Origin of the sequence: Pseudomonas sp. ATCC 13867, assembly GCF_000349845.1 — a bacterium.
Classification (GTDB): Bacteria; Pseudomonadota; Gammaproteobacteria; order Pseudomonadales; family Pseudomonadaceae; genus Pseudomonas.
Window position 1 is genome coordinate 5,309,068 of sequence record NC_020829.1, and the last position, 24,249, is coordinate 5,333,316.

Consider the following 24,249-nt stretch of genomic DNA (forward strand, 5'->3'; position numbering starts at 1 on the left):
TCTGGCCGCTCACTCCGAGAACAGCATGTCCACCCGCCGCAAAACACTCATCGGCTGGCTGATCGCCGCCCTCTGCCTCGCCGGCCTGCTCAGTGCCTACTGGTGGTACGAGAAGCGCTACATCCGACCCTTCAGCCACCAGCCGCAGCTGTTCTCCGGCGACCACCTGATGCTGCCGGCGCAGTTGTCAGGCCCCGGACACATCCGCCTGGTGCATTTCTGGGACCCGGCCTGTCCGTGCAATGTCGGCAACCAGCAGCACCTCGCCGAGCTGATCGCGCGCTTCGCGCCGCAGGGCGTGGACTTCTATGCCGTACAGCGGCCCGGCAGCCACGGGCAACTACCCGACACCCTCAAATCCATGCGCACGCTGCCGCCCCTGCCCGGCGCCGAACAACTGCCGGCCAGCCCCGCCGTGGCGATCTGGGACGCCCAGGGCAACCTCGCCTACGTCGGCCCCTACAGCGAAGGCGCCGTGTGCACCTCGAGCAACAGCTTCATCGAGCCGATCCTCGATGCGCTGGTGCAGGGCCGGCGCGTCCAGGCGACCCACACCCTCGCCGTCGGCTGCTACTGCCCCTGGACGAAGTCATGACACAACGGCAGAAATGATCGGCGATCCGTGGCTACACTTGTAGCGCCGGCCCATGAGGGGCCGTTCGCTATCAAGGAGTTCACATGCGTTTTCATCCCGCCCTCGCCCTGTGTGCCGTTCTCGGCCTGCCCCTGACCGCCACCGCCGCTGATCCGGCACCCAACAGCAACGCGGTCATGAGCGAGCACAAGCAGGCGATCGACAACCGCCTGGCCGACATCGACTACAAGCGCAAGCGCATCGTCGAAGCCAACATGTCGCTCGACGCGAAGGAAACCGAGAAATTCTGGCCGATCTACAACAGCTACCGCACCGAGGCGGACAAGCTGAGCAAGCAGACGCTGAAGATCATCCTCGACTATGCGAAGAGCTATAACACCGGCTCGGTGAGCGACGAGGACGCGGCCAAGCTGCAGAAGCAGGTACTGGAGCTGCAGGACGACAAGCAGGACCTCAAGGAGAAATACGTCAAGCGTATTGCCAAGGAAGTGTCGCCCAAGCGCGCCCTGCGCTTCCTGCAGATCGAAGACCAGCTCGATGCAATGGCCCTGCTGGACGTGACCCGCGAGATCCCGCTGGCCCAGTAAGCCCCCTCAGGACTCGGCACCGCCCCCGCGTATCCGCTGCCGGTAGCGCTCCGGCGGCGCCGAGTACCAACGCCGGAACGCCCGGTAGAACGGCGACAGCTCGGCGAAGCCGCAGGCCCGCGCCACCTCGCGGATCGCCACCCCCTGCTCCAGCATCTGCGCGGCGCGCTGCCGTCGAACCTCCTCCCGCACATCCCTGAAAGTCTGCGCCCTGGCCGCCAGGCTGCGCTGCAACAGCCCCGGACGCACGCCCAGCTCGCCGGCGCAACTGCGCAGCGAACACTCCCCCGCCCCGAGCCGAATGCCGATCAGGTAGCGCAGACGATTGAGCAGGTCATTCTCGTCGAAAGTCCCCAATTGCTCGCGGGCATGCCCGCTGAGCAGACGGTGCAGGTCGGGGTTGGCCGTGCGTGACGGGCGCGACAACAGCGCCCGGTCGAACAGCAGGGCATCGTTGGGCTGGCCGAAGCTCGGCGTCAGCCCGAAGAGCCGCCGATGCTCGGTCAGGCGGCGCGGCTGGGCATGGCGGAATTCGACGGCGCAGGCATGGAACTCGCCGTCGGTGATCAGCGCCAGCAGCTTGAGGAACAGCAGCATCAGGCACTCCATCTGCTGCCGCAGGCTCGGCACGCCGAGGTAGTTGAGGTCGAGGATCAGCCGCACCTGCTCGCCCTCCTCGCGCATCTGCGCGGCGAAGCCGCCGGAGAGGATGTGCTGGAAGCGCAGGAAGCTGGCCAGCGCCTCACGCAAGTCGGCACTGGCCATCAACAGGTAGCCGACCACATCCAGCAGGCGCGGCTTCATCACCTCGCCCAGGTGCAAGCCGATGTCGCGGTCGCCGGTGATCTCGTCGAGGGTCGCCCAGAACAGCGGGGCGTCGTCATGCACCAGCCGCCCGCTCTGGGCCGGCGCCGGCAGGCGGACCTTCTGCAAGGCCTGGCGATAGATATCGGTCGGGTCGAAGCCCAGTTCGGCCAACGCTTCGTACAGCAGGCGGCGCAAGGTGGCGGACTGGGTCAGCGCCGGGGTCTCGGGGAAGTTCAGTTCGGGGGAGGACATGGGCTCTCCTTGGATTGACCGAAGAATTTCAGCATGGAGAGATTTGGTCAATGAACGGCAGCGACGTTCCTTTGCAGAATCGCCGCATAACAACAAGGAGTTGCCGCATGAAACGCACTTTGACTGTCCTCGCCGTCGTTGTCGCCGCTGCCGCGGCGGGTGCCGGCTGGTACCTGCACGGCAAGCAGCCGGTACGCGATGGACAACTGCCCCTGGCCGGCCTGCACAGCGAGGTCACGGTTCGCTACGACGAACGTGGCGTGCCGCACATCAAGGCGGGCAGCGAGGATGACCTGTACCGGGCGATCGGCTACGTCCACGCCCAGGATCGCCTGTTCCAGATGGAGATGCTGCGGCGCCTGTCCCGTGGCGAGCTGGCCGAGGTGCTCGGGCCCAAGCTGGTGGACACCGATCGCATGTTCCGCAGCCTGCGCATCCGCGACAAGGCGGCCGAGTACGTGGCGCGCCAGGACAGGAACTCCCCGGCCTGGAAGGCCCTGGAGGCCTACCTCGACGGCGTCAACCAGTTCCAGGCCAGCCACCCGCGGCCGCTGGAGTTCGACATCCTTGGCATTCCCAAGCGACCCTTCACTCCCGAGGACACCGTCAGCGTCGCCGGCTACATGGCCTACAGCTTCGCCGCCGCCTTCCGCACCGAACCGGTGCTGACCTATGTGCGCGACGAGCTGGGCGCGGACTACCTGAAGGTCTTCGACCTCGACTGGCACCCCGACGGCGTGCTCAAGCCGAGCCCGCTGGCCGCCGCCGACTGGCAGGACCTCAATGCCATCGCCCGGATCAGCCATGCGGCGCTGGAAGAGGCCGGCCTGCCGCAGTTCGAGGGCAGCAACGCCTGGGCCGTCTCCGGTAGCCGCACCAGGAGCGGCAAACCGCTGCTGGCGGGCGACCCGCACATCCGCTTCGCCGTACCGGCGGTGTGGTACGAGATCCAGGCCAGCGCTCCAGGCTTCGAGCTCTACGGGCACTACCAGGCGCTCAACCCCTTCGCGTCGCTCGGGCATAACGAGCAGTTCGGCTGGAGCCTGACGATGTTCCAGAACGATGATGTCGATCTGGTCGCCGAGAAGGTCAACCCGGACAACCCCAACCAGGTCTGGTACCACGGCCAGTGGGTCGACCTGAAAAGCGAAGAACAGAGCATCGCGGTCAAGGGCGAGGCGCCGGTGAAGATCACCCTGCGCAGCTCGCCCCACGGCCCGCTGGTCAACGATGCCCTCGGCACGGCGTCGGGCAAGACGCCAATCGCCATGTGGTGGGCCTTCCTGGAAACCCAGAACCCGATCCTCGACGCCTTCTACCAGCTCAACCGCGCCGACACCCTGGACAAGGCCCGCGCCGCGTCCTCGAAAATCCACTCGCCGGGCCTCAACGTGGTCTGGGCCAACGCCCGTGGCGACATCGGCTGGTGGGCCTCGGCGCAACTGCCGGTGCGTCCGGACGGGGTCAATCCGAACTTCCTGCTCGACGGCGCCAGCGGCCAGGCCGACAAGTCCGGCTTCTACCCCTTCAGCGAAAACCCACAGGAAGAGAACCCGGCGCGCGGCTACATCGTCTCCGCCAACTTCCAGCCGGTGCCCGCCAACGGCCGCCCGGTGCCCGGTTACTACAACCTGCCCGATCGCGGTCAGCAGTTGAACCAGCGCCTGGCCGACGCATCGGTGAAATGGGACCTGCAGAACAGCCAGGCACTGCAACTGGACACCGCCACCGGCTACGGCCCGCGCGTCCTCAAGCCGCTGCTGCCAATCCTGCGCGAAGCGGCCGCGACCGACGAAGAGAAGGCGCTGGTGGACAACCTGGCCAACTGGCAGGGTGACCACCCGCTGGATTCGATCACTGCCACAGTGTTCAACCAGTTGCTCTACCAGGTCGCCGACGGCGCCATGCGCGACGAGATGGGCGACGCCTTCTTCGACAACCTGTTGTCCACCCGCGTGCTCGACGTGGCCCTGCCGCGCCTGGCCGCCGACGAGAATTCGCCCTGGTGGGACAACCGCAAGACGCCGCAGAAGGAAACCCGCGCCGATATCGTCAAGGCGGCCTGGAAGGACAGCCTGGCGCACCTGCGCGCCACCCTCGGCCAGGACTCGAAACAGTGGCAGTGGGGCAAGGCGCACACTCTCACCCACGGCCACCCGCTGGGCCAGCAGAAGCCGCTGGATCGGATCTTCAACGTCGGCCCGTTCGCAGCGCCTGGCGGCCACGAAGTGCCCAACAACCTGTCCGCCCGCGTCGGCCCGGCGCCCTGGCAGGTCGTCTATGGCCCGTCCACCCGGCGCCTGATCGACTTCGCCGATCCCACTCACAGCCTGGGCATCAACCCGGTCGGGCAAAGCGGCGTCCCGTTCGACAAGCACTATGACGACCAGGCGCAGGCCTACATCGAGGGCCAGTACGTGCCCCAGCACTACGAAGACGCCGAGGTGAAGGCAAACACCCAGGGGCTTCTCAAGCTGGTCCCGGCGAGCCGCTGAACCCCCGCCCAAAAGAAAACCCCGCGAAAGCGGGGTTTTCTTTTGGGGCCTGAAAGAGAGTGCTGCGGGAGATGCCGAAGCTCCCTGGCGCGTTATTTCCCCTAGGGATAACTCTTGGGGTGTTGTATTGGGCGCCCTCTCCCGCACGTATGCCAAGGATTTCACTAGACGATGCCGCTGACGTTCCCGGCCCTGGTTCGGGGGAGGCCGGTAGACGCCATCGAACGAGTTAAATACTAGTTGGCCATTTCACCGGAGTAGGGCTTTGTACTTACAGATTTTTCCGATAATTCCAGGGAATCCAGACACTTCGGAATAACGCGGACACAAAAAACACGGGCCACCCGAAGGTGGCCCGTGGTTCGACAATCGCCGGAAGCAACCGGCCGACAAGACGGTGTCAGGCGGTGGCTGTCGAACTCTTTTGCTGCCAATCGGTCGCGTTGGATTCCATCGCTTCCTGAATGGCGCGCTTGCGACGCTCCTCGGCCTGGCGGGTGAAGTACCAGGCGAAGAAGGTGAACAGCGAAACGGTCAGCAGGATCAGGCTGGCGACGGCGTTGATCTCCGGCTTCACGCCCAGGCGCACGGCGGAGAACACTTCCATCGGCAGGGTGGTGGAGCCAGGACCGGACACGAAGCTGGCCAGTACCAGGTCATCCAGCGACAAGGCGAAGGACATCATGCCGCCCGCCGCCAGCGAAGGGGCGATCATCGGGATGGTGATCAACATGAACACCTTCCAGGGCTTGGCGCCCAGGTCCATCGCCGCTTCCTCGATGGACAGGTCCAGCTCGCGCAGGCGCGCCGACACCACCACCGCCACATAGGACGAGCAGAAGCTGGTATGGGCGATCCAGATGGTCACGATGCCGCGTTCCTGCGGCCAGCCGATCAGCTGGGCCATGGCGACGAACAACAGCAGCAGCGACAGACCGGTGATCACCTCGGGCATGACCAGCGGCGCGGTGACCATGCCGCCGAACAGCGTACGGCCACGGAAACGCGGGATGCGGGTCAGCACGAAGGCGGCCAGGGTGCCCAGTGCCACGGAGGAGATTGCGGTGTAGAAGGCGATCTCCAGCGAGCGGAACACCGAACCGATCAGTTGCTGGTTATCCAGCAGGCCGACGTACCACTTGATCGACCAGCCACCCCACACGGTCACCAGCTTCGAGCCGTTGAACGAGTAGATGACCAGAATGAGCATCGGCACGTAGATGAAGAGCAGGCCCAACACCAGCATGATGTTGGAGAACGACCAACGCTTGTTCATACCTTGCCCTCCAGCTCTTTAGCCTGGTTCTTGTTGAACAGGATGATGGGTACGATCAGGATCGCCAGCATCACCACGGCGAGGGCGGAAGCCACCGGCCAGTCGCGGTTGTTGAAGAACTCCTGCCACAGCACCTTGCCGATCATCAGCGTCTCGGGGCCGCCGAGCAGTTCCGGGATCACGAACTCGCCCACCGCCGGGATGAACACCAGCATGCAGCCGGCGATGATACCGTTCTTGGACAGCGGCACGGTGATCTTCCAGAAGCTGGTGAAGCTGCGCGCGCCAAGGTCGGACGCGGCTTCGAGCAGGCTCATGTCGTGCTTCACCAGGTTGGCGAACAGCGGCAGGATCATGAACGGCAGGTAGGAGTAGACGATACCGATGTACACCGCGAAATTAGTGTTGAGGATCGTCAGCGGCTCGTTGATCACGCCCAGCCACATCAGGAAGCTGTTGAGCAGGCCATTGTTGGACAGGATGCCCATCCAGGCGTACACGCGGATCAGGATCGCCGTCCAGGTCGGCATCATGATCAGCAGCAGCAGCACGGTCTGCATTTCCTTGCTGGCGCGGGCGATGGAGTAGGCCATCGGGTAGCCGATGAGCAGGCACAGGAAGGTACTGATCGCCGCCATCTTCAGCGAGCCCAGGTAGGCGTCGATGTAGAGCGGGTCGTCCGTCAGCATCAGGTAGTTGCCCAGGTTCATCACGACCTGGAGCGTCTGGTCGGCGTACTGGAACACTTCGGTGTACGGCGGAATGGCTACGTCCGCTGCCGCCAGACTGATCTTCAGCACGATGGCGAAGGGCAGCAGGAAGAACAGGAACAGCCAGAGGAACGGCACACCGATCACGGCATGCCGGCCGTTCGGCAGGCGTTTCATGAGCGATTTGCTGATGTTCATGATTGCAGTACCACACCGCTGTCGTCGTACCAGCTGATGTAAACCGGCTGGTCCCAGGTCGGGCGCGCCACGTGGCGCTCGGCGTTGGCCATGAAGGCCTGGACGATGAAGCCCGAAGCCAGCTTGATGTAGTACACCGAGTGACCGCCCAGGTAGGCGATGTCGTGAACGGTGCCCTGGGCGACGTTGAAGCCTTCGTGCTCGAGGTTTTCCGGCTTCTGCGCGCTGACCATGACCTTTTCCGGACGCAGCGCGTAGGTCATGCGCTTGTTCTCGGCACGAGTACTGATGCCGTGGCCGATGTAGATCGGGTTTTCCAGCTGCGGGCAGGCGATGACCGCGTGGTCCTGCAGGTCCTCGACGATCTCGCCGTCGAACAGGTTGACGTTGCCGATGAACTCGCAGATCAGGCGACTGGCCGGAGTCTCGTAGATGTCCATCGGGCTGCCGATCTGCTCGATGCAACCCAGGTGCATGATGGCGATGCGCTGGGCCATGGTCATGGCCTCTTCCTGGTCGTGGGTCACCATCACGCAGGTCACGCCCACGCGCTCGATGATCTCCACCAGTTCCAGCTGCATCTGCGAACGCAGTTTCTTGTCCAGCGCGCCCATCGGCTCGTCGAGCAGCAGCAGCTTCGGACGCTTGGCCAGCGAGCGGGCCAGGGCCACGCGCTGGCGCTGGCCGCCGGAGAGCTGGTGCGGCTTGCGCTTGGCGTACTGGGTCATCTGCACGAGCTTGAGCATCTCGTCGACGATCTTGTCGATCTCGGCCTTGGGCAGGCCGTCCTGCTTCAGGCCGAAGGCGATGTTCTGCGCCACGCTCATGTGGGGGAACAGGGCGTAAGACTGGAACATCATGTTGATCGGCCGCTCATAGGGCGGCAGGTCGGTAATGTCCTGGCCATCGAGGAAGATGCGACCTTCAGTGGGACGCTCGAAACCAGCCAGCATGCGCAGCAGGGTCGACTTGCCCGAACCCGAGCCACCGAGCAGGGCGAATATCTCGCCCTTCTTGATGTCAAGGGACACGCTGTCCACAGCCAACGTTTCGTCGAACTGCTTGCTGACCCGGTCGATTTTTACCAGAACCTCTTTAGGCTTCTGGTCGCCACTCAAGGCTTTCTTGTAGGCACCGGAGGCTATTGCCATTACCACAACTCCCAAATCATAGAGGCCCGGCCCCCGCGGCCGGGCATGCTTGGATAACTACGTCTGCGGCTTACTTGCCGGACTTGATCTTGGTCCAGGAACGGGTCATTAGGCGCAGGACCTTCGGCGGCAGCTCGTGCTGCACGAAGAGCTTGTCGAGAACCTCCTGGGGTGGATACACCTCAGGATTGTTGCGCACGGACTCATCCATGAATTCGCCAGCCTTGAGGTTCGGGTTGGCGTAACCGACGTAATCGCTGACCTTGGCGATCACCTCGGGCTTGAGCAGGTAGTTGATGAAGGCATGGGCGGCTTTCGGGTTGGAGGCATCCTTCGGGATGGCGAGGATGTCGAACCACAGGTTGGCGCCTTCCTTCGGAATCGCATAGGCGATGTTGACGCCCTTGCCGGCTTCCTTGGCACGGTTGGCGGCCTGGAATACGTCGCCGGAGAAGCCCGCCGCCACGCAGATGTTGCCGTTGGCCAGGTCGGAAATGTACTTGGAGGAGTGGAAGTAGGTGACGTACGGACGCACCGCCATCAGCTTGTCTTCGACTTTCTTGTAGTCGTCCGGGTTGGTGCTGTTGGGATCCAGCCCCAGGTACTTGAGCACGGCCGGCATCATCTCGTCGCCCGAATCGAGGAAGGCGACGCCGCACTGGCTGAGCTTCTTCATGTTCTCGGGCTCGAACAGGACGGCCCACGAATCGATGGTGTCGACACCCAGGACGGCCTTGACCTTCTCGACGTTGTAGCCGATGCCGTTGGTGCCCCACAGGTACGGCACGCCGTACAGGTTGCCCGGGTCGTTGGCCTCGAGCTGCTTCATCAGTTTCGGATCGAGGTTCGACCAGTTGGGCAGTTGGCTCCTGTCCAGCTTCTGGAACGCACCGGCCTTGATCTGGCGACCGAGGAAGTGGTTGGACGGCACGACCACGTCATAGCCGGTGCGGCCGGCCAGCAGCTTGCCTTCCAGGGTTTCGTTGGAGTCGAAGACGTCATACACCGGCTTGATACCGGTTTCCTTCTCGAAATCGTCCAGGGTGGTCTCGCCGATGTAGTCCGACCAGTTGTAGATATGCACGGTCGGTCCCGCCTGGGCCACGCTGGCCAGGCCGAAAACGGAGAGTGCGGCGATCAGGGTTCTGCGGAAGGGAGTGCGCACACGTGAGTCCTCTCGTTGTTTTGACTTCTTCTGTCGGTTGGCGACGACGGCCGTTCCGTGGATAGCGCCAAAGCCTTCAGGAGCGCGAGAGCACCCCGACTTGCGCAGCCATTCCACTGATGGAAGCTACGGATTGCCCGCCGGGAGGACGGGGGAGCGAACTCCCCCGCCACCTGCCCGGTACACCTGCCGGCGCGCGCGCGCACCGGCGACTACCCGATCACTTGCCGGACTTGATGGTGGTCCAGCTGCGGGTCATCAGACGCTGGGTCTTCGCCGGCAGGTCCGGGAAGGCGTACAGCTTCTTCATGGTTTCCGGCGTCGGATACACGCCCGGGTCGTTACGGATCGCCTCATCCACCAGCGGAGTGGCGGCGGCGTTGCCGTTCGGGAACTGGACGACGTTGGTGATCTCGGCCATGACCTTCGGCTCAAGCAGGAAGTTGATCCACTTCAGCGCGGCTTCCGGGTTCTCGGCATCCTTCGGGATCGCGACGGTATCGAAGAACGCACCGGCACCTTCCTTCGGAATGTTGTACTTCACGGTGACCTTGTTCTTGGCTTCTTCCGCGCGGGATTTGGCCTGGTACACGTCGCCCGAGTAGCCGACGGCCACGCAGATGTTGCCGTTGGCGATGTCGGAGATGTACTTCGAGGAGTGGAAGTAGGAGATGTACGGACGAATCTTCAGGAACAGCGCTTCGGCTTCCTTCAGCTGTTTCGGGTCCTGGCTATCGGGCTTGTAGCCCAGGTAGTGCAGGGCGGCCGGCAGCATTTCGGTCGGCGAATCGAGGAAGCTCACGCCGCACGCCTTCAGCTTCTGGATGTTCTCCGGCTTGAACACCAGGTCCCAGGAGTCCACCGGGGCGTTGTCGCCCAGCGCGGCCTTGACCTTGTCCGGGTTGTAACCCAGGCCGATGGTGCCCCACATGTAGGGGATCGCGTACTGGTTGCCCGGGTCGCTGATCTCCAGGGTCTTCATGATGTCCGGGTTCAGGTTCTTCCAGTTCGGCAGCTTGGCGCGATCCAGCGGCTGGTAGACGCCGGCTTTGATCTGCTTGGCGAGGAAGGAGTTGGACGGTACCACGATGTCATACCCCGACTTGCCGGCCAGCAGCTTGGCTTCCAGCACTTCGTTGCTGTCGTAGACGTCGTAGACGACCTTGATTCCGGTTTCCTTGGTGAACTTGTCTACGGTGTCCGGCGCGATGTAATCCGACCAGTTGTAGACGTGCAGCACTTTGTCATCTGCCTGCGCCATACCAGCCACAGCGCCCGCCAGCGTCACAGCGAGCAGGGATTTGCCGAAGGTGTTGAACATGCGGGTAGCTCCATTTGTTTTTTTGATGTTCCGGGTGGCGTGGACAGTTCGATCCGTCACCACCCGGTGAGCCTGGCCAACGCACAGGCGCAGTCTGTCAAAGGTCCGGTGAAAGACTCAAGACAGAACGGCTGCGGCGGTCTGATCGAGGCACTTGCGCGCCAGGGTGATCAGGTCATCGATCTGCGATTTCTCGATCACCAGCGGCGGCGAAATAATCATAGTGTCTCCCACCGCGCGCATGATCAGACCGTTGCGGAAACAGTGCTCGCGGCACAGCATCCCCACACCCTTGCCGTCGAAGCGCTCGCGGGTCTTCTTGTTCTTCACCAGTTCCAGTGCTGCCACCAGACCGACGCCGCGGGCTTCGCCTACCAGGGGATGGTCGGCCAGCTCCTGCCAGCGTTTCTGCAAATACGGTGCCGTTTCGGCCTTCACCTTCTCGACGATCTTCTCTTCACGCAGGATGCGGATGTTTTCCAGCGCGACGGCGGCCGCGACCGGGTGACCGGAGTAAGTGAAGCCGTGGTAGAACTCCCCACCCTCATTCAGGGTATGGACGATCTCGTCACGAACGATCACGCCGCCCATTGGGATGTAGCCGCTGGTCAGGCCCTTGGCGATCGGCATCAGGTCCGGGGCGTTGCCGTAGTACTGGCTGCCGAACCACTCGCCGGTACGGCCGAAGCCGCAGATGACTTCGTCGGCGATGAACAGGATGTCGTACTTGGCGAGGATCTCGCGGATCTTCGGCCAGTAGGTTTCCGGCGGAACGATCACGCCGCCCGCGCCCTGGATCGGCTCGGCGATGAAGGCGGCGACCTTGTCTTCGCCGACTTCGAGAATCTTCTTCTCCAGTTGCTCGGCAGCCCAGATGCCGAACTCTTCCGGCGACATGTCGCCACCCTCGCCATACCAGTACGGCTGCGGGATGTGCACGATGCCCGGAATCGGCAGGTCGCCCTGCTCGTGCAGCGCCTTCATGCCGCCCAGGCTGACGCCGGCGACGGTGGAGCCGTGGTAGCCGTTCCAGCGGCCGATGACCACTTTCTTCTGCGGCTGGCCCTTGATGGTCCAGTAGTGGCGAACCATGCGCAGCACGGTGTCGTTGGACTCCGAGCCCGAGCCGGTGAAGAACACGTGGTTCATGCCTTCGGGGGCGATGTCGGCGATCGCCTTGGCCAGCTCCAGCGCCGGCGGGTGGGCGGTCTGGAAGAACAGGTTGTAGTAGGGCAGTTCCTGCATCTGCTTGTAGGCGGCTTCAGCAAGCTCCTTGCGACCGTAGCCGACGTTCACGCACCACAGGCCCGCCATGCCGTCGAGGATCTTGTTGCCCTCGCTGTCCCACAGGTAGATACCCTCGGCCTTAGTGATGATGCGCGCGCCCTTCTCGTTCAACTGCTTGTAGTCGGTGAACGGAGCCAGGTGGTGTTCGCGGCTGAGCGCCTGCCAATGTTGGGTATTGGCGCTGGTCTGGTTAGTCATCTTGATAAAACCTCTTTTCTAAGAAACACGGGGCCCGGCCACGCGCCGGACCCCACGCCGATCAGACAGAAAGCAGGAGGAACTCGCGCTCCCAGGAACTGATTACTCGCTTGAAGTTCTCGTGCTCGGCGCGCTTCACCGCGACGTAGCCCCGAATGAACTTGTCACCCAGGTATTTCTCCAGGGTCTTGCTACCCTCCATGCACTCCAGGGCGGCTTCGATGGTCAGCGGCAGACGCAGGTTACGCCGTTCATAGCCACGGCCCTTGACCTGGGCACTGGGTTTGAAGCCTTCTACCATGCCGATGTAGCCGCACAACAGGCTGGCGGCCAGGGCCAGGTAAGGGTTGGCGTCGGCGCCGGCCAGGCGGTTCTCCACCCGACGGTTGTCCGGGGTGGAATCCGGTACGCGCAGGCCCACGGTGCGGTTCTCCTCGCCCCACTCCACGTTCACCGGCGCCGAGGTGTCGGGCAGGAAGCGGCGGAACGAGTTGACGTTCGGGGCGAACAGCGGCAGCGCCTCGGGGATCAGCTTCTGCAGGCCGCCGACGTGGTGCAGGAACAGCTCGCTCATGCTGCCGTCGGCGTTGGAGAAGATGTTCTTGCCGGTCTTGATGTCGACGATGCTCTGGTGCAGGTGCATGGCACTGCCCGGCTCGCCGGTCATCGGCTTGGCCATGAAGGTCGCGGCGACGTTGTGCTTGAGCGCGGCCTCGCGCATGGTGCGCTTGAACACCACGATCTGGTCGGCCAGGTCGAGGGCATCGCCATGACGGAAGTTGATCTCCATCTGCGCGGTGCCTTCTTCATGGATCAGGGTATCCAGATCCAGGCCCTGCAGTTCGCACCAGTCGTACATGTCCTCGAACAGCGGGTCGAACTCGTTCGCCGCGTCGATGGAGAAGGACTGGCGGCCAGTTTCCTGGCGACCGGAACGGCCTACCGGAGCCTGCAGCGGGTAGTCGGGGTCGTCGCTGCGTTTGGTCAGGTAGAATTCCATTTCCGGGGCGACAATCGGCTTCCAGCCCTTGTCGGCGTACAGCTTGAGCACACGCTTGAGCACGTTGCGCGGCGACAGCTCGATGGGGTTGCCCAGCTTGTCGTAGGTGTCATGGATGACCATCGCGGTCGGCTCGATGGCCCAGGGGACGAGGAACACGGCATTCTCGTCCGGGCGGCAGACCATATCGATGTCGGCCGGGTCCAGCAGGTCGTAATAGATGTCGTCCTCGACGTAATCACCGGTCACGGTCTGCAGGAGAACGCTCTCCGGCAGGCGCATGCCCTTCTCGTTGAGGAATTTCGCGGTCGGCGCGATCTTGCCCCGGGCGATCCCGGTCAGGTCGGCGATCATGCATTCCACTTCGGTGATCTTGCGTTCCTTCAGCCAGCTGCTCAGCTGGTCTAACTTGCTAGTCATAAAGACCTCAGGGGTTGAGAGTCCGGCCCCAACGCCGGACTCAACGGTTCCCCGCCCTCTTGCCGCAGGCTTTGCCGAATGCCTGGAAGATAGCGAGATAGTTGGGGTTCGTTTCGACCTGCCATTCCGGGTGCCACTGCACCCCGACGGCAAAGGCCGCACCTTCGACGGAGAAGGCTTCAACCAACCCGTCAGGCGCCAGAGCTTCTACACGAAGGCCGGGCGCCAGACGATCAACGCCCTGGCCGTGAATGGAGTTGACCTGGAACTGCGAGGGTAGCCCGATGCCGGCGAAAACGCCGCCCGGCTGCACGTCGACGACGTGCCGCAGACCATATTGGATTTCGATCGGCTCACCGGCGGGTTCGCGGTGGTCCATGAAGCCTTCGACTTCGTGCACCTTCTGGTGCAGCGAACCGCCGAAGGCGACGTTCATTTCCTGGAAGCCGCGGCAGACCCCCAGCACCGGAATCCCGGCCGCGACGGCGCGGCGAATCAGCGGCAGCGTGGTGCTGTCGCGCGCGGGATCATGAAGAGTGCCGGCAACGCTCGCGGAGCCACTATAATGATGAGGTTCGACATTCGACGCCGAGCCTGTGAACAGCAGGCCGTCGAGTGCGGCCAACATGGCTTCCTGGTCGATAGCCTCGCCCAGGGAGGGAACGATCACCGGAATGCCCCGGGCCCCGGAGATCACAGCTCTGAGGTATTTGTCGCCAGTGACGTGGTAGGGTTTCGAACCGATCTGCTTGAGGCAGGCGGACACGCCGATTATCGGCAGGCGAGACATGAGGCACCCGTGTTTGTATGTGTTATGGGCTTGGGACCGAGCTTAGCCTTGTTCATTTTTTTACACAATAGGGATGTAAAAAATCAAACACGCCCTACTGAACAGCCCGCCAGCCAAGGCTTTCCGAGCGCCTAAAGCGACCTGAAACGCCCCATAAATGGCCTATCAGCGCTGATATGCCCCTTTTTGGTGCGACATTGACAACCCCTGCCAATTCGGATTGACTCACACCTCAGCCTTCGAATGATTGAAATTTTTAACAATAAAGGTGTTACATCATGCCGGTACCCCAGAGTGCCGTTTCGCTTGAAGAAGCGAGTGAGTTCCTGAAGGAACACCCCGAGGTCCAGTTCGTCGACCTCCTGATTGCAGACATGAATGGTGTGGTCCGCGGCAAGCGCATCGAACGCACCAACCTGCCCAAAGTCTATGAGAAAGGCATCAATCTCCCCGCCTCTCTCTTCGCTCTCGACATCACCGGCTCCACTGTAGAAAGCACCGGCCTCGGCCTGGACATTGGCGACGCGGATCGCGTCTGCTACCCCATCCCCAACACCCTGTCGATGGAGCCCTGGCAGAAGCGCCCGACCGCGCAACTGCTGATGACCATGCACGAGATGGAAGAGCGCCAGCCGTTCTTCGCCGATCCCCGTGAAGTGCTGCGCCAGGTGGCGCAGAAGTTCACCGACATGGGCCTGACCATCGTCGCGGCCTTCGAGCTGGAGTTCTACCTGATCGACCAGGAGAACGTGAACGGCCGTCCGCAGCCGCCGCGCTCGCCGATTTCCGGCAAGCGTCCGCAATCGGTCCAGGTCTACTCCATCGACGACCTCGACGAGTACGCCGACTGCCTGCAGGACATCATCGACGGCGCCCGCGCCCAGGGCATCCCGGCCGACGCCATCGTCAAGGAAAGCGCCCCGGCCCAGTTCGAAGTCAACATGCACCACGTCGACGACGCCCTGAAGGCCTGCGACTACGCGGTCCTGCTCAAGCGCCTGATCAAGAACGTCGCCTACGACCACGAGATGGACTCGACCTTCATGGCCAAGCCCTACCCGGGTCAGGCCGGCAACGGTCTGCATGTCCACGTCTCGCTGCTCGACAAGGACGGCAAGAACATCTTCACCAGCGAGGATCCCGAGCAGAACGCCGCGTTGCGCCACGCAATCGGCGGTGTGCTCGAGACCCTGCCGGCGTCGATGGCGTTCCTCTGCCCGAACGTCAACTCGTACCGCCGCTTCGGTTCGGCCTTCTTCGTGCCGAACGCACCGAGCTGGGGCCTGGACAACCGTACCGTCGCCCTGCGCGTGCCGACCGGAGCGCCGGAAGCGGTGCGCCTGGAACACCGTGTCGCCGGCGCCGACGCCAACCCGTACCTGCTGCTCTCCGCGGTACTGGCCGGTATCCATCACGGCCTGACCAACCAGGTCGAGCCGGGCGCACCGATCGAAGGCAACGCCTACGAGCAGTTGGAACAGAGCCTGCCGAACAACCTGCGCGATGCCCTGCGCGAGCTGGACGACAGCGACGTGATGAACAAGTACATCAGCCCCGAGTACATCGACATCTTCGTCGCGTGCAAGGAGCATGAGATGCAGGAGTTCGAATATTCGATCTCCGACCTCGAGTACAACTGGTATCTGCATACCGTATAAGTGGTAAATGAAACGCCGGCCTTCGCGCCGGCGTTTTCTTGTGCCTCTGGCACACAGGGGACTGCGACATCGCAACGGCGAGGAGGGGCGCCAGGGCGAGCCGCATCCGTCGCTCCCTCCTGCCCGCGATGCCTCCGTCCGCCCGATCCGGGCGTCCATCGCTTCGTCGTGTCTTTGCTGCTCGCGCTTTCCGCGGCTGACGCCGCATCCGCTGATTACGTGGTTCATTCAGGGAGATCGCCAATGCCACGCCTGTACGCCTTGATTCTGCTGCTGTTGTGCCCGTTGTCCGGCTGGGCCGACTCGGTCATTCGCATCTATAACTGGAACGACTACATCGCCCCCGAGGTGCTCAAGGACTTCGAGAAGGACACCGGCATCCGCGTCGAGTACCACACCTACAGCACCGCCGAAGAGGTCAAGAAGGCCCTGGCCAGCGGCGAGCACATCGACGTCGCGGTGCCCTCGCACAACGACCTGCCGGCGCTGATCAGGGACAAGCTGATCCAGCCGCTGGACTTCGCCAAGCTGCCCAACCGCAGCCACCTCGACACCCAGCTGCTGAGCAAGCTGGCCGCCGTCGACCCGAACAACCGGCATGCCGTACCCTACCTGTGGGGCGCCGTGGGCCTGGCGATCAACGAACCCGAAGCGGAGAAGGCCTACGGCGGCAAGCTGCCCGACAGTTGGAGCATCCTGTTCGACCCGCAGCAGAGCCAACGCCTGAAGGCCTGCGGGATGAGCATCCTGGATGCCCCGGACGAAGCCTTCTCGGTGCTGATGAACTACCAGGGCCGCAACTTCGCCCGCAGCGCGCCGTCGCAGATCCGCCGCGCCGGCGAAGTGCTCGCCGAGCTGCGCCCGAACCTGCGCTACATCGACAGCGAGCGCTACATCCAGGACCTCAATGCCGGCAAGCTGTGCGTCGCCATGGCCTGGGTCGGCGACGCCCTGGGCGCGGCCAACGCCGGCCAGCCGGTACGCTTCGTGGTGCCGCAGGAAGGCTCGGTGCTGTTCATCGACAACCTGGTGATCCCCACCTCCGCCGAGCATCCCGACCTGGCGCACAGGTTCATCGACTACCTGATGCAGCCCAAGATCGCCGCGCAGATCACTACCGCCACCCTCTACCCCAACAGCAACAAGGATTCCGCGCCGTTCCTCGATGCCGCCCTGCGCGACCAGCCCGGCCTCTACCCGGACCAGGAGACCAAGCGCCGCCTGTTCGCCCTGGAAACCGCGCCGGAGAAGACCGCTCCGGTGATCCTCGAAGTCTGGGACACGCTGCGCGCCGGCGGCAGCTGACTTGCCGAGTACCCCGGAGCTGGCGTCCAATAGCCGCCCAGCTCCGGAGGTCTTCATGCTCGCCCCCTCTCCTACTCGCAAGCCCCGCGCCAGCAGCCAGGCACGTATCGCCGTGATCCTCGAGGCTGCCCGCACCCTGCTGGCCGAGAGCGGCGCGGCGAACCTGTCGATCTACGTAGTGGCCGAACGCGCGGGGATACCGCCATCCTCCGTCTACCACTTCTTCCCCAGCGTGCCGGCCCTGCTCCAGGGCCTGACCAGCGACGTCCACGCCGCCTTCCGCGCCTGCCTGGAGCAGCCCGTCGACCACGCCTCCCTGCGCGACTGGCGCGACCTTGCGCGGCTGGTCGAGCAACGCACCCTCGCGGTGTACGCCGATGACGCCGCCGCGCGCCAGTTGATCCTCGCCAGCCACGGTCTCGCCGAAGTCACCCAGGCCGACAGCCAGCACGACGTGCAACTCGGCCAGGCCATGCGCGAACTGTTCGAACGCCACTTCGAGCTGCCGCCGCTACCGCAGGACCTCGAAGTATTCAGCCTGGCCATCGAACTGGGCGACCGCGTCTACGCCCTCTCCGTGCAACGCCACGGGCAGATCACCGAGCGCCTGGCCGAGGAAGGCATGCGGGTGATCGACGCCTACCTGTCGCTGTACCTGCCGCCCTGCCTGCCGAAACGGCCCGCGCCCCTCAAATAATCGATTTATATCCGACAAGCACTCGGACAGGCGGGCGAAATATTTCCATATCACCCTTCATAAATCGATTTTTATCGGCTATAAATCCTTCCACCTGAAGACGCCTCGGCGCGGTGCCTTGGCGGGCGACCTATACTGGCCGCTTGCGGCACTCGACGGCGACGTCCTCTCGAATGACATAACCCACACCGCAGGATGGGTGGAACGCAACGGTACCCATCGATAAGTATCCACCTTGCCCACACCCGTCGAAGCACTCACCAAGGACCGCCCCATGACCACGCTGACCAGCACTCCCCGCGCCGATGGCTTCCGCATGCCGGCGGAATGGGAACCCCATACCCAGACCTGGATGGTCTGGCCCGAGCGTCCGGACAACTGGCGCCTGGGCGGCAAGCCCGCGCAGGCCGCCTTCAGCGCCGTGGCCCGCGCCATCGCCCGCTTCGAGCCGGTGACCATCGGCGTCTCCGCCGGTCAGTACGAGAACGCCCGCGCCCAACTGGCCGACGCAACGAACATTCGCGTGGTGGAAATCAGTAACGACGACGCCTGGGTGCGCGACACCGGCCCGACCTTCGTCACCGACGACAAGGGCGAAGTGCGCGGCGTGGACTGGACCTTCAACGCCTGGGGCGGCCTGGAAGGCGGCCTGTACTTCCCCTGGCACCGCGACGACCAGGTGGCGAGCAAGATCCTCGGCATCGAGCGCTGCGCCGGCTACCGCACCGAAGGCTTCGTACTGGAAGGCGGCTCGATCCACGTGGACGGCGAAGGCACCCTGATCACCACCGAGGAATGCCTGCTCAACCACAACCGCAACCCGCACCTGACGCGCGAAGAGATCGAGGCCAACCTGCGCGGGCACCTGGCCATCGACACCGTGATCTGGCTGCCGGACGGCCTGTTCAACGACGAAACCGACGGTCATGTGGACAACTTCTGCTGCTACGTGCGCCCCGGCGAAGTCCTGCTGGCCTGGACCGACGACGTCAACGACCCGAACTACGCGCGCTGCCAGGCCGCCCTGCGCGTGCTGGAGACCGCCCGTGACGCCAAGGGCCGCCAACTCACCGTGCACAAGATCGTCATCCCCGGTCCGATCCATGCGACCGAAGCCGAGTGCGAAGGCGTCGACATGGTGATCGGCACCCAGCCGCGCGATCCGTCGATCCGCCTGGCCGGCTCCTACGTCAACTTCCTGATCGTCAACGGCGGCATCATCGCCCCGCGCTTCGACGATCCGGCGGATGCCGAGGCCGAAGCCACCTTGAAGCGCATCTTCCCCGAGCACGAAGTGGTGATGGTACCGGGCCGCGAGATCCTCCTGGGCGGCGGCAACATCCATTGCATCACCCAGCAGCAGCCGGCACCGCAGAAGCGCTGACTCGCTGGCACTGAAAAAGGGCCGTCGCCTTCCCGGACGACGGCCCTTTTACATTCCGCAGAAGCCCCTACCGGAACGTCTCGTGTAGGAGCGAGCTTGCTCGCGAACCGCATCGGCTCCGGCGCCGCCGGCGAATCCGTTCGCGAGCAAGCTCGCTTACGAAAAGCAGCCCGGCGCCCAAGAAAAAAACCGCCGCCTCTTGCGAGGACGGCGGCTTTCGGAGAGCCCGCCAGACTTACAGCAGCGGGATGGTGTAGCTGACGATCAGGCGGTTCTCGTCCTGGTCGCGCTGGGTCGCGGTGCCCGTGCCGCTGGTCGGCAGGCCACTGCGCAGGGCAGCGTTCTTCCAGGTGAAGCCCAGGCCCTTGAAGGTGCCGTCCGGGATCACGTAGGCCAGGGAGATGTCACGCTCCCACTCGCTCTTGTCGCCATACGCGGTGTCGATGTTGTCGCCGCGCAGGTACAGGGTCTGGAAGGTCAGGCCCGGCAGGCCGGACTGGGCGAAGTCGTAGCCGTAGCGGACCTGCCAGGTGCGCTCGCCGGCGCGCAGGAACTTGCCGATCTGCACGTCGGTGATCAGGTAGGCCGTGGCGCCGTCACCGTTGTTGATGAACGGGAAGTCGCTGTCGCCGCTGAGCTGCTGGTAGCCGGCGCCGAAACTGTGACCGCTCACGGTGTAGGTGAACAGGCCGCTCCAGGCGCGGTTGTCGACCTCGCCCTTGGTCACGCCGCTGCCGTAGTAGCCGGTGGTGTAGAAGTTCTTGTCGTGGCCGTTCTTGCCGTCGTCGCTGCTGTGGAAGTAGCGCAGGTCGCTCTTGAGCACGCCCGGGCCGATCGCCCAGCTGTGCTGCAGGCCGAGGAAATGCTGTTTGTAGAAGTCCTGCAGGTTGCCGTAGTAGTACTGCAGCGTCAGGTCCTTGGTCAGCTTGTAGTCGGCGCCGCCGTAGTAGAACTTGTTGACGAACTCGCCGGTGCGGGCGTTGTTGGCGCCGGCGATGGACAGCCCCTCGTTGTTGCTGGAGCTGCGGCCCTTCGTGTGTTCCAGCTGGCCGCCGATCAGGGTCAGGTCCTTGATCTCGTTGGAGGTGATCTGGCCGCCGTCGAAGGTCTGCGGCAGCAGGCGGCCGTCGTTGTAGGTGACCACCGGCAGCTTCGGCAGGAGGGTGCCGTAGCGCAGCTCGGTGGAGGACACCTTCACCTTGCCGGTGGCGCCCAGGTGGGCGAAATCGTCCACCGCACGGCCATCGCTGTCGGTGGGGAAGACAGTCCCGGAAAAGTTCGAGCTGCTCGGGTTGTAATGTGTGCCCTTGCCACTGTCGAGGCGAACCCCGAGCAGGCCCAGCGCGTCGACGCCGAAGCCCACGGTGCCTTCGGTGAAGCCGGAGGTGTAGTTGAGCAGGAAGCCCTGGCCCCACTCTTCCTGCTTGCTCGGCTCGTTGCTGCCGTTGCGGTTATCGGTGTTGATGTAGAAGTTGCGCAGGGTGAGGCTGGCCTTGCTGTCCTCGATGAACCCGCCGGCGACGGCCGACTGGGCCAGGCCTGCGGCAGCGATGGCGAGCGCCAGGCTCGATTGTGTGAGAGTGCGGCTTTTCATTGGAATTTCCCCATTTTATTGATCTTGAAAACAGGCCATTCAGCGCAACAGTCGGCTCCCCCGGAGCCCGCCCGAACGGCAAGCAGCGGCCACGGCGCGTACGGATGCGCGCGGCTGCGGTATTCACAGGTTTTCAGCGCTCCCCTAGGCAGGGGTGACGCGCAGGCAAGCAGGCGGGAAGGCGGAAGAAGGAAGGGAGTGCATGGATCGGGTCTCGTGTCTTGTTGTTGTGGCGCTGCACAGGGCATGCACCACTGGCTAGGCAATCCCCAGGCCAACCGGCCTCGCCTGCCCGATCCCCCGCCAGCTCAGCCTTTCAGGCTTGCCGGCCGACCCATTCCCTCGGACACATCAGCGGGAAACCGCCACGAACCTTGGTTCCGCTGGCGGATAACCGCCACCCCAACCGCACTGGCCAACCGTCCTCGCGGCAGCGCTGGGGTCACGATAAAAGATGCTCTATAAATCAAAAAAGAATTAATTATTAGAACGTAATATCCGTATGGAATATATGTTACCACGAGGCTCCGCCCGAGGCTGCTCCTCGGACGAGGTACCTCGAATCAGTACGAAATAGAGGGAAAGCGCGAAACAGCGCATAGCCGGATTCCCACGCCAATAGGCGGGATACCCGATGGCAGAAAAAAAGAAACCCGCCAACGCTGCAACGCTGACGGGTTATGGGCATTGCTAGGGGATGCCCAAGAAAAGACGGAACCGCGGGGTGGACGGTCCCGGTCAGTTATTTCCTACCGCCGAACTGGTGCCGATGAAGGACGCCGACGGCAGCAGTTGGCTGATGAAGCGGTTCCAACGGGTAATGTTGGCCGGCCCGATGAACACCACGTCCTGCGGCTGCATGGCGAAGTCGCGCGCCAGGGCGAAGGCCGTGGGCCGCTTCGCTTCCAGGTGGAAGACCTGTGCCGTGACGGCGGCCTGGGCGCCGTTGGCGCTCGGCTGCAACTGGCCGGCGCGGATCACGTAGACCGAGTCGCCGTCGGAGGTTTCCGGGCTGAGGCCGCCCGCGCTGCCCAACACTTCCAGCAGCGTCAGGCCGGTGGTGCGGTAGGTCACCACTTGCGGACGCTCGACCTCGCCCACCACGTAGACCTTCTTGCGATCGTTGTAGGGCAGGTGGATCTGGTCGCCGTTCTTCAGGTAGATGCCGCTCAGGGTGGAACCGGTGCGGTTGAGCGCATCGACGTCGATAAGGTACTCACGCCCACCGCGCCTGAGCGTCAGCCCCGACAGGTCGGCCTCGCCGGCGATCACGCCGGCCTTGCTCACGGCCTGCACCAGCGTCGTCGGCGTGTTGTTCAGCTCCATCTGGCCGCCGTTCTGGAAGGCCCCGGACATCACCACGTGCTGGCTCGCATAACGCAGCACGGTGACGTCCACCTGCGGGTCGACGATGCCCTTCCTGGCCAGTCGGCGGGCCAGTTCGCCGCGCAGCATCGTGGGCGTCCGGCCTTCCGCCGCCACGGTGCCGGCGTAGGGGAAGAAGATGTTGCCGTCGGCGCCGACCACGCGGCCGTTGGCTTCCATCTGCTGCGTCGAGCCGGGGCTGGTCAGTTCCGGGTGGTCCCAGACGGTGACCAGCAGGACGTCCCCCGCGCCGATCACGTATTCGCCCTGCTGCGGCCGGTACGACAGCAGCTCCGCCGGCAGCCCCGGATCATTGCCGCGGGCCATTTCCTGGCTTTGCAGCACTTGCGGCGTGATGGGGACGAGGGTGATGCGCATGCCCTCTTTCTGCGCCTCTTTTTCTATATCGGAATCCGTCATGTGCTGACCGGGGGAGAACACACAGCCTTGTAGCGTCAGACTGCCGACAACAAGACCGATCACGAACAGAGTTTTCATGGCGATCCTTCCTTGAAGCAGGGTGTTGGTAGGGGGACTGACTCAGAACGCGTTACGGTGGACGAACCCTTTGAACAGGGTCAGCCCAACGATCTTCAGGTCCCACCAGACGGACCAGTTCTCGATGTAGTCCAGATCGAACTCGATGCGTTTCTGCATCTTTTCCAGGGTGTCGGTCTCGCCACGCCAGCCGTTGACCTGGGCCCACCCGGTGATACCGGGCTTGACCTTGTGGCGCAGCATGTAGCGACTGACCTGACGGCGGTATTGCTCGTTGTGCGCGACCGCATGGGGCCGGGGCCCTACCACCGACATGTCGCCGCGCAGGACGTTGAAGAACTGCGGCAGCTCATCCAGCGAGGAGCGTCGCAGGAACGCGCCCAGGCGGGTGACACGGCAGTCGTTGCGCGAGGCCTGGATCACCTGCGCACCGTCCTCCATGACGGTCATGCTGCGGAACTTCCACACGCGGATCGGCCGGCCATCCATCCCGTAGCGGGTCTGGCGGAACAGCACCGGGCCGCGCGAGGTGAGCTTCACCGCCACAGCGATCAGCAGCATTGGCACCGACACCAGCAGCAGGATCAGCGAGGCGAGGACCACGTCCTCGATGCGCTTGAGCACTGCGTTGGGCCCGTCCATAGGGGTGTCGAAGATGCTGATGGTTTCCAGGCCGTTGATGCTCTCGCTGCGCGCGTGCAGCAGGTCGAACATGAACAGGTCGGGAATCAGGTAGACCGACACCGTGGTGTCGGAGAGTTCGCGAATCAGTTCGTTGAGCAGCGGCTCGCGGGAGAGCGGCAGGGTCAGGTAGACCTTGTCGATCTGTCCGCTGCGCGCCGCCTCGATCAGCGCCAGGCGCCCGCCCTTGACCGCCACCCGCGTATCCAACGCCATCTGCTGCGGCCGGTCGTCGTAGAAGCCGACCAGGCGCAACCCCATCCACGGTGCATCGAGGATGGTCGAGGCCAGGTGCGCGCCGACTTCCCCGGTGCCGTAGATGGCGACATTGCGGCTGTTGAAACCATGCCGGCGCGCCAGGCGCAGGAGGATGCGCAACAGCAGGCGGTACGCACACATCACCAGCAGCGCAACGGCGAACCAGACGAAGCGGGAGGCGTCGATGACGATGCCGTGGCGCACGGCCACGTCCAGCAGCAGCACGGCGAAGAACGTCAGCGACCAGTAGCTGGTGACGATCAGCGACTCGCGCAGCATCGATTCGCCGCGCCAGGAACCGTAGAGCCGGTTGAGCTCGCCCAGCCAGTGGAACAACATCACGCACAGCAGCACCGACACCCAGGCACGGGAATCCGGCAGACCGCTGCCGTCACTCAGGAGAATCGCCCCGGAGAGGACGATGACCAGCAGATCGAGCAGACGGTGAGCCAGCGCCAGAAGTGACTGGTTGGCCCGCAGTATTCCCTTCGATCGAATGGACATGGAAAACCTCACAACACTCGGCGCCCATCCCGGCGCCGCTGCCACTCAAGGCA

Annotated in this window: 19 protein-coding genes; 7 read left to right on the forward strand and 12 right to left on the reverse strand. The window is 63.8% G+C overall.

Annotated features, from left to right (window positions below; genetic code table 11):
- The first annotated feature begins 25 nt into the window (after window positions 1-25).
- Both H681_RS23775 and H681_RS23780 read left to right on the forward strand, forming a co-directional pair.
- Window positions 26-595 carry a DUF6436 domain-containing protein gene (locus H681_RS23775; protein WP_015479452.1) on the forward strand — a complete coding sequence of 190 codons (570 nt, stop codon included), beginning with the start codon at window positions 26-28 and terminating at the stop codon, window positions 593-595.
- A gap of 83 nt (window positions 596-678) precedes the next feature.
- On the forward strand, window positions 679-1,182 hold the full coding sequence (locus H681_RS23780) for a hypothetical protein (RefSeq protein ID WP_015479453.1): 504 nt from the start codon (window positions 679-681) through the stop codon (window positions 1,180-1,182).
- Between the two features lie 6 nt (window positions 1,183-1,188).
- Here H681_RS23780 and H681_RS23785 read toward each other — a convergent pair whose 3' ends face one another.
- Window positions 1,189-2,241 carry an AraC family transcriptional regulator ligand-binding domain-containing protein gene (locus H681_RS23785; protein ID WP_015479454.1) on the reverse strand — a complete coding sequence of 351 codons (1,053 nt, stop codon included), beginning with the start codon at window positions 2,239-2,241 and terminating at the stop codon, window positions 1,189-1,191.
- A 107-nt stretch (window positions 2,242-2,348) separates the two neighbouring features.
- Between H681_RS23785 and H681_RS23790 the strand changes: the two genes are divergently transcribed.
- Window positions 2,349-4,736, forward strand: a complete 2,388-nt coding sequence (locus H681_RS23790) for a penicillin acylase family protein (protein ID WP_015479455.1) — start codon at window positions 2,349-2,351, stop codon at window positions 4,734-4,736.
- Window positions 4,737-5,136: 400 nt separating this feature from the next.
- Here H681_RS23790 and H681_RS23795 read toward each other — a convergent pair whose 3' ends face one another.
- The 8 genes from H681_RS23795 to H681_RS23830 all read right to left on the reverse strand — a co-directional run bounded on the left by H681_RS23795 (window position 5,137) and on the right by H681_RS23830 (window position 14,252).
- Window positions 5,137-6,012 (reverse strand): ABC transporter permease subunit, encoded by an 876-nt coding sequence (locus H681_RS23795; protein WP_015479456.1) that lies wholly within the window; start codon window positions 6,010-6,012, stop codon window positions 5,137-5,139.
- The gene (locus H681_RS23800) at window positions 6,009-6,890 is read right to left on the reverse strand and encodes an ABC transporter permease subunit (RefSeq protein ID WP_086009633.1); all 882 of its coding nucleotides are present in this window, start codon (window positions 6,888-6,890) and stop codon (window positions 6,009-6,011) included. The genes H681_RS23795 and H681_RS23800 overlap by 4 nt, the downstream gene beginning before the upstream one ends.
- 26 nt (window positions 6,891-6,916) lie before the next feature.
- Window positions 6,917-8,071: an ABC transporter ATP-binding protein gene (locus H681_RS23805; protein WP_015479458.1), complete on the reverse strand. Its 1,155-nt coding sequence runs from the start codon at window positions 8,069-8,071 to the stop codon at window positions 6,917-6,919.
- A gap of 70 nt (window positions 8,072-8,141) precedes the next feature.
- Window positions 8,142-9,236 carry a polyamine ABC transporter substrate-binding protein gene (locus H681_RS23810; RefSeq protein WP_015479459.1) on the reverse strand — a complete coding sequence of 365 codons (1,095 nt, stop codon included), beginning with the start codon at window positions 9,234-9,236 and terminating at the stop codon, window positions 8,142-8,144.
- 220 nt (window positions 9,237-9,456) lie between these two features.
- The gene (locus H681_RS23815) at window positions 9,457-10,557 is read right to left on the reverse strand and encodes a polyamine ABC transporter substrate-binding protein (protein ID WP_015479460.1); all 1,101 of its coding nucleotides are present in this window, start codon (window positions 10,555-10,557) and stop codon (window positions 9,457-9,459) included.
- A 117-nt stretch (window positions 10,558-10,674) separates the two neighbouring features.
- A complete protein-coding gene (locus H681_RS23820; RefSeq protein WP_015479461.1) occupies window positions 10,675-12,042 on the reverse strand; it encodes an aspartate aminotransferase family protein in 1,368 nt (455 codons plus the stop codon).
- Between the two features lie 61 nt (window positions 12,043-12,103).
- Window positions 12,104-13,462: a glutamine synthetase family protein gene (locus H681_RS23825; RefSeq protein WP_015479462.1), complete on the reverse strand. Its 1,359-nt coding sequence runs from the start codon at window positions 13,460-13,462 to the stop codon at window positions 12,104-12,106.
- A gap of 40 nt (window positions 13,463-13,502) precedes the next feature.
- Complete coding sequence (locus H681_RS23830) at window positions 13,503-14,252, reverse strand: gamma-glutamyl-gamma-aminobutyrate hydrolase family protein (protein ID WP_015479463.1); 750 nt, start codon at window positions 14,250-14,252, stop codon at window positions 13,503-13,505.
- A 278-nt stretch (window positions 14,253-14,530) separates the two neighbouring features.
- On the opposite strand from H681_RS23830, the gene H681_RS23835 reads away from it, so the two are divergent.
- From H681_RS23835 to aguA, 4 genes are all read left to right on the forward strand, one after another.
- The gene (locus H681_RS23835) at window positions 14,531-15,910 is read left to right on the forward strand and encodes a glutamine synthetase family protein (protein WP_015479464.1); all 1,380 of its coding nucleotides are present in this window, start codon (window positions 14,531-14,533) and stop codon (window positions 15,908-15,910) included.
- A gap of 243 nt (window positions 15,911-16,153) precedes the next feature.
- The gene (locus H681_RS23840; RefSeq protein ID WP_015479465.1) at window positions 16,154-17,215 is read left to right on the forward strand and encodes a polyamine ABC transporter substrate-binding protein; all 1,062 of its coding nucleotides are present in this window, start codon (window positions 16,154-16,156) and stop codon (window positions 17,213-17,215) included.
- Between the two features lie 55 nt (window positions 17,216-17,270).
- Window positions 17,271-17,912: a TetR/AcrR family transcriptional regulator gene (locus H681_RS23845; protein WP_015479466.1), complete on the forward strand. Its 642-nt coding sequence runs from the start codon at window positions 17,271-17,273 to the stop codon at window positions 17,910-17,912.
- Window positions 17,913-18,186: 274 nt separating this feature from the next.
- Entirely contained in the window at window positions 18,187-19,296 is a 1,110-nt protein-coding gene (aguA, locus tag H681_RS23850) for an agmatine deiminase (protein WP_015479467.1), read from the forward strand.
- Window positions 19,297-19,531: 235 nt separating this feature from the next.
- Here aguA and H681_RS23855 read toward each other — a convergent pair whose 3' ends face one another.
- From H681_RS23855 to H681_RS23865, 3 genes are all read right to left on the reverse strand, one after another.
- Window positions 19,532-20,890, reverse strand: coding sequence for an OprD family porin (locus H681_RS23855; RefSeq protein ID WP_015479468.1), 1,359 nt, complete (start codon window positions 20,888-20,890; stop codon window positions 19,532-19,534).
- Between the two features lie 738 nt (window positions 20,891-21,628).
- The gene (locus H681_RS23860; RefSeq protein WP_041712256.1) at window positions 21,629-22,753 is read right to left on the reverse strand and encodes a polysaccharide biosynthesis/export family protein; all 1,125 of its coding nucleotides are present in this window, start codon (window positions 22,751-22,753) and stop codon (window positions 21,629-21,631) included.
- Between the two features lie 42 nt (window positions 22,754-22,795).
- Window positions 22,796-24,196: an undecaprenyl-phosphate glucose phosphotransferase gene (locus tag H681_RS23865; protein ID WP_015479470.1), complete on the reverse strand. Its 1,401-nt coding sequence runs from the start codon at window positions 24,194-24,196 to the stop codon at window positions 22,796-22,798.
- Window positions 24,197-24,249: the final 53 nt, after the last annotated feature.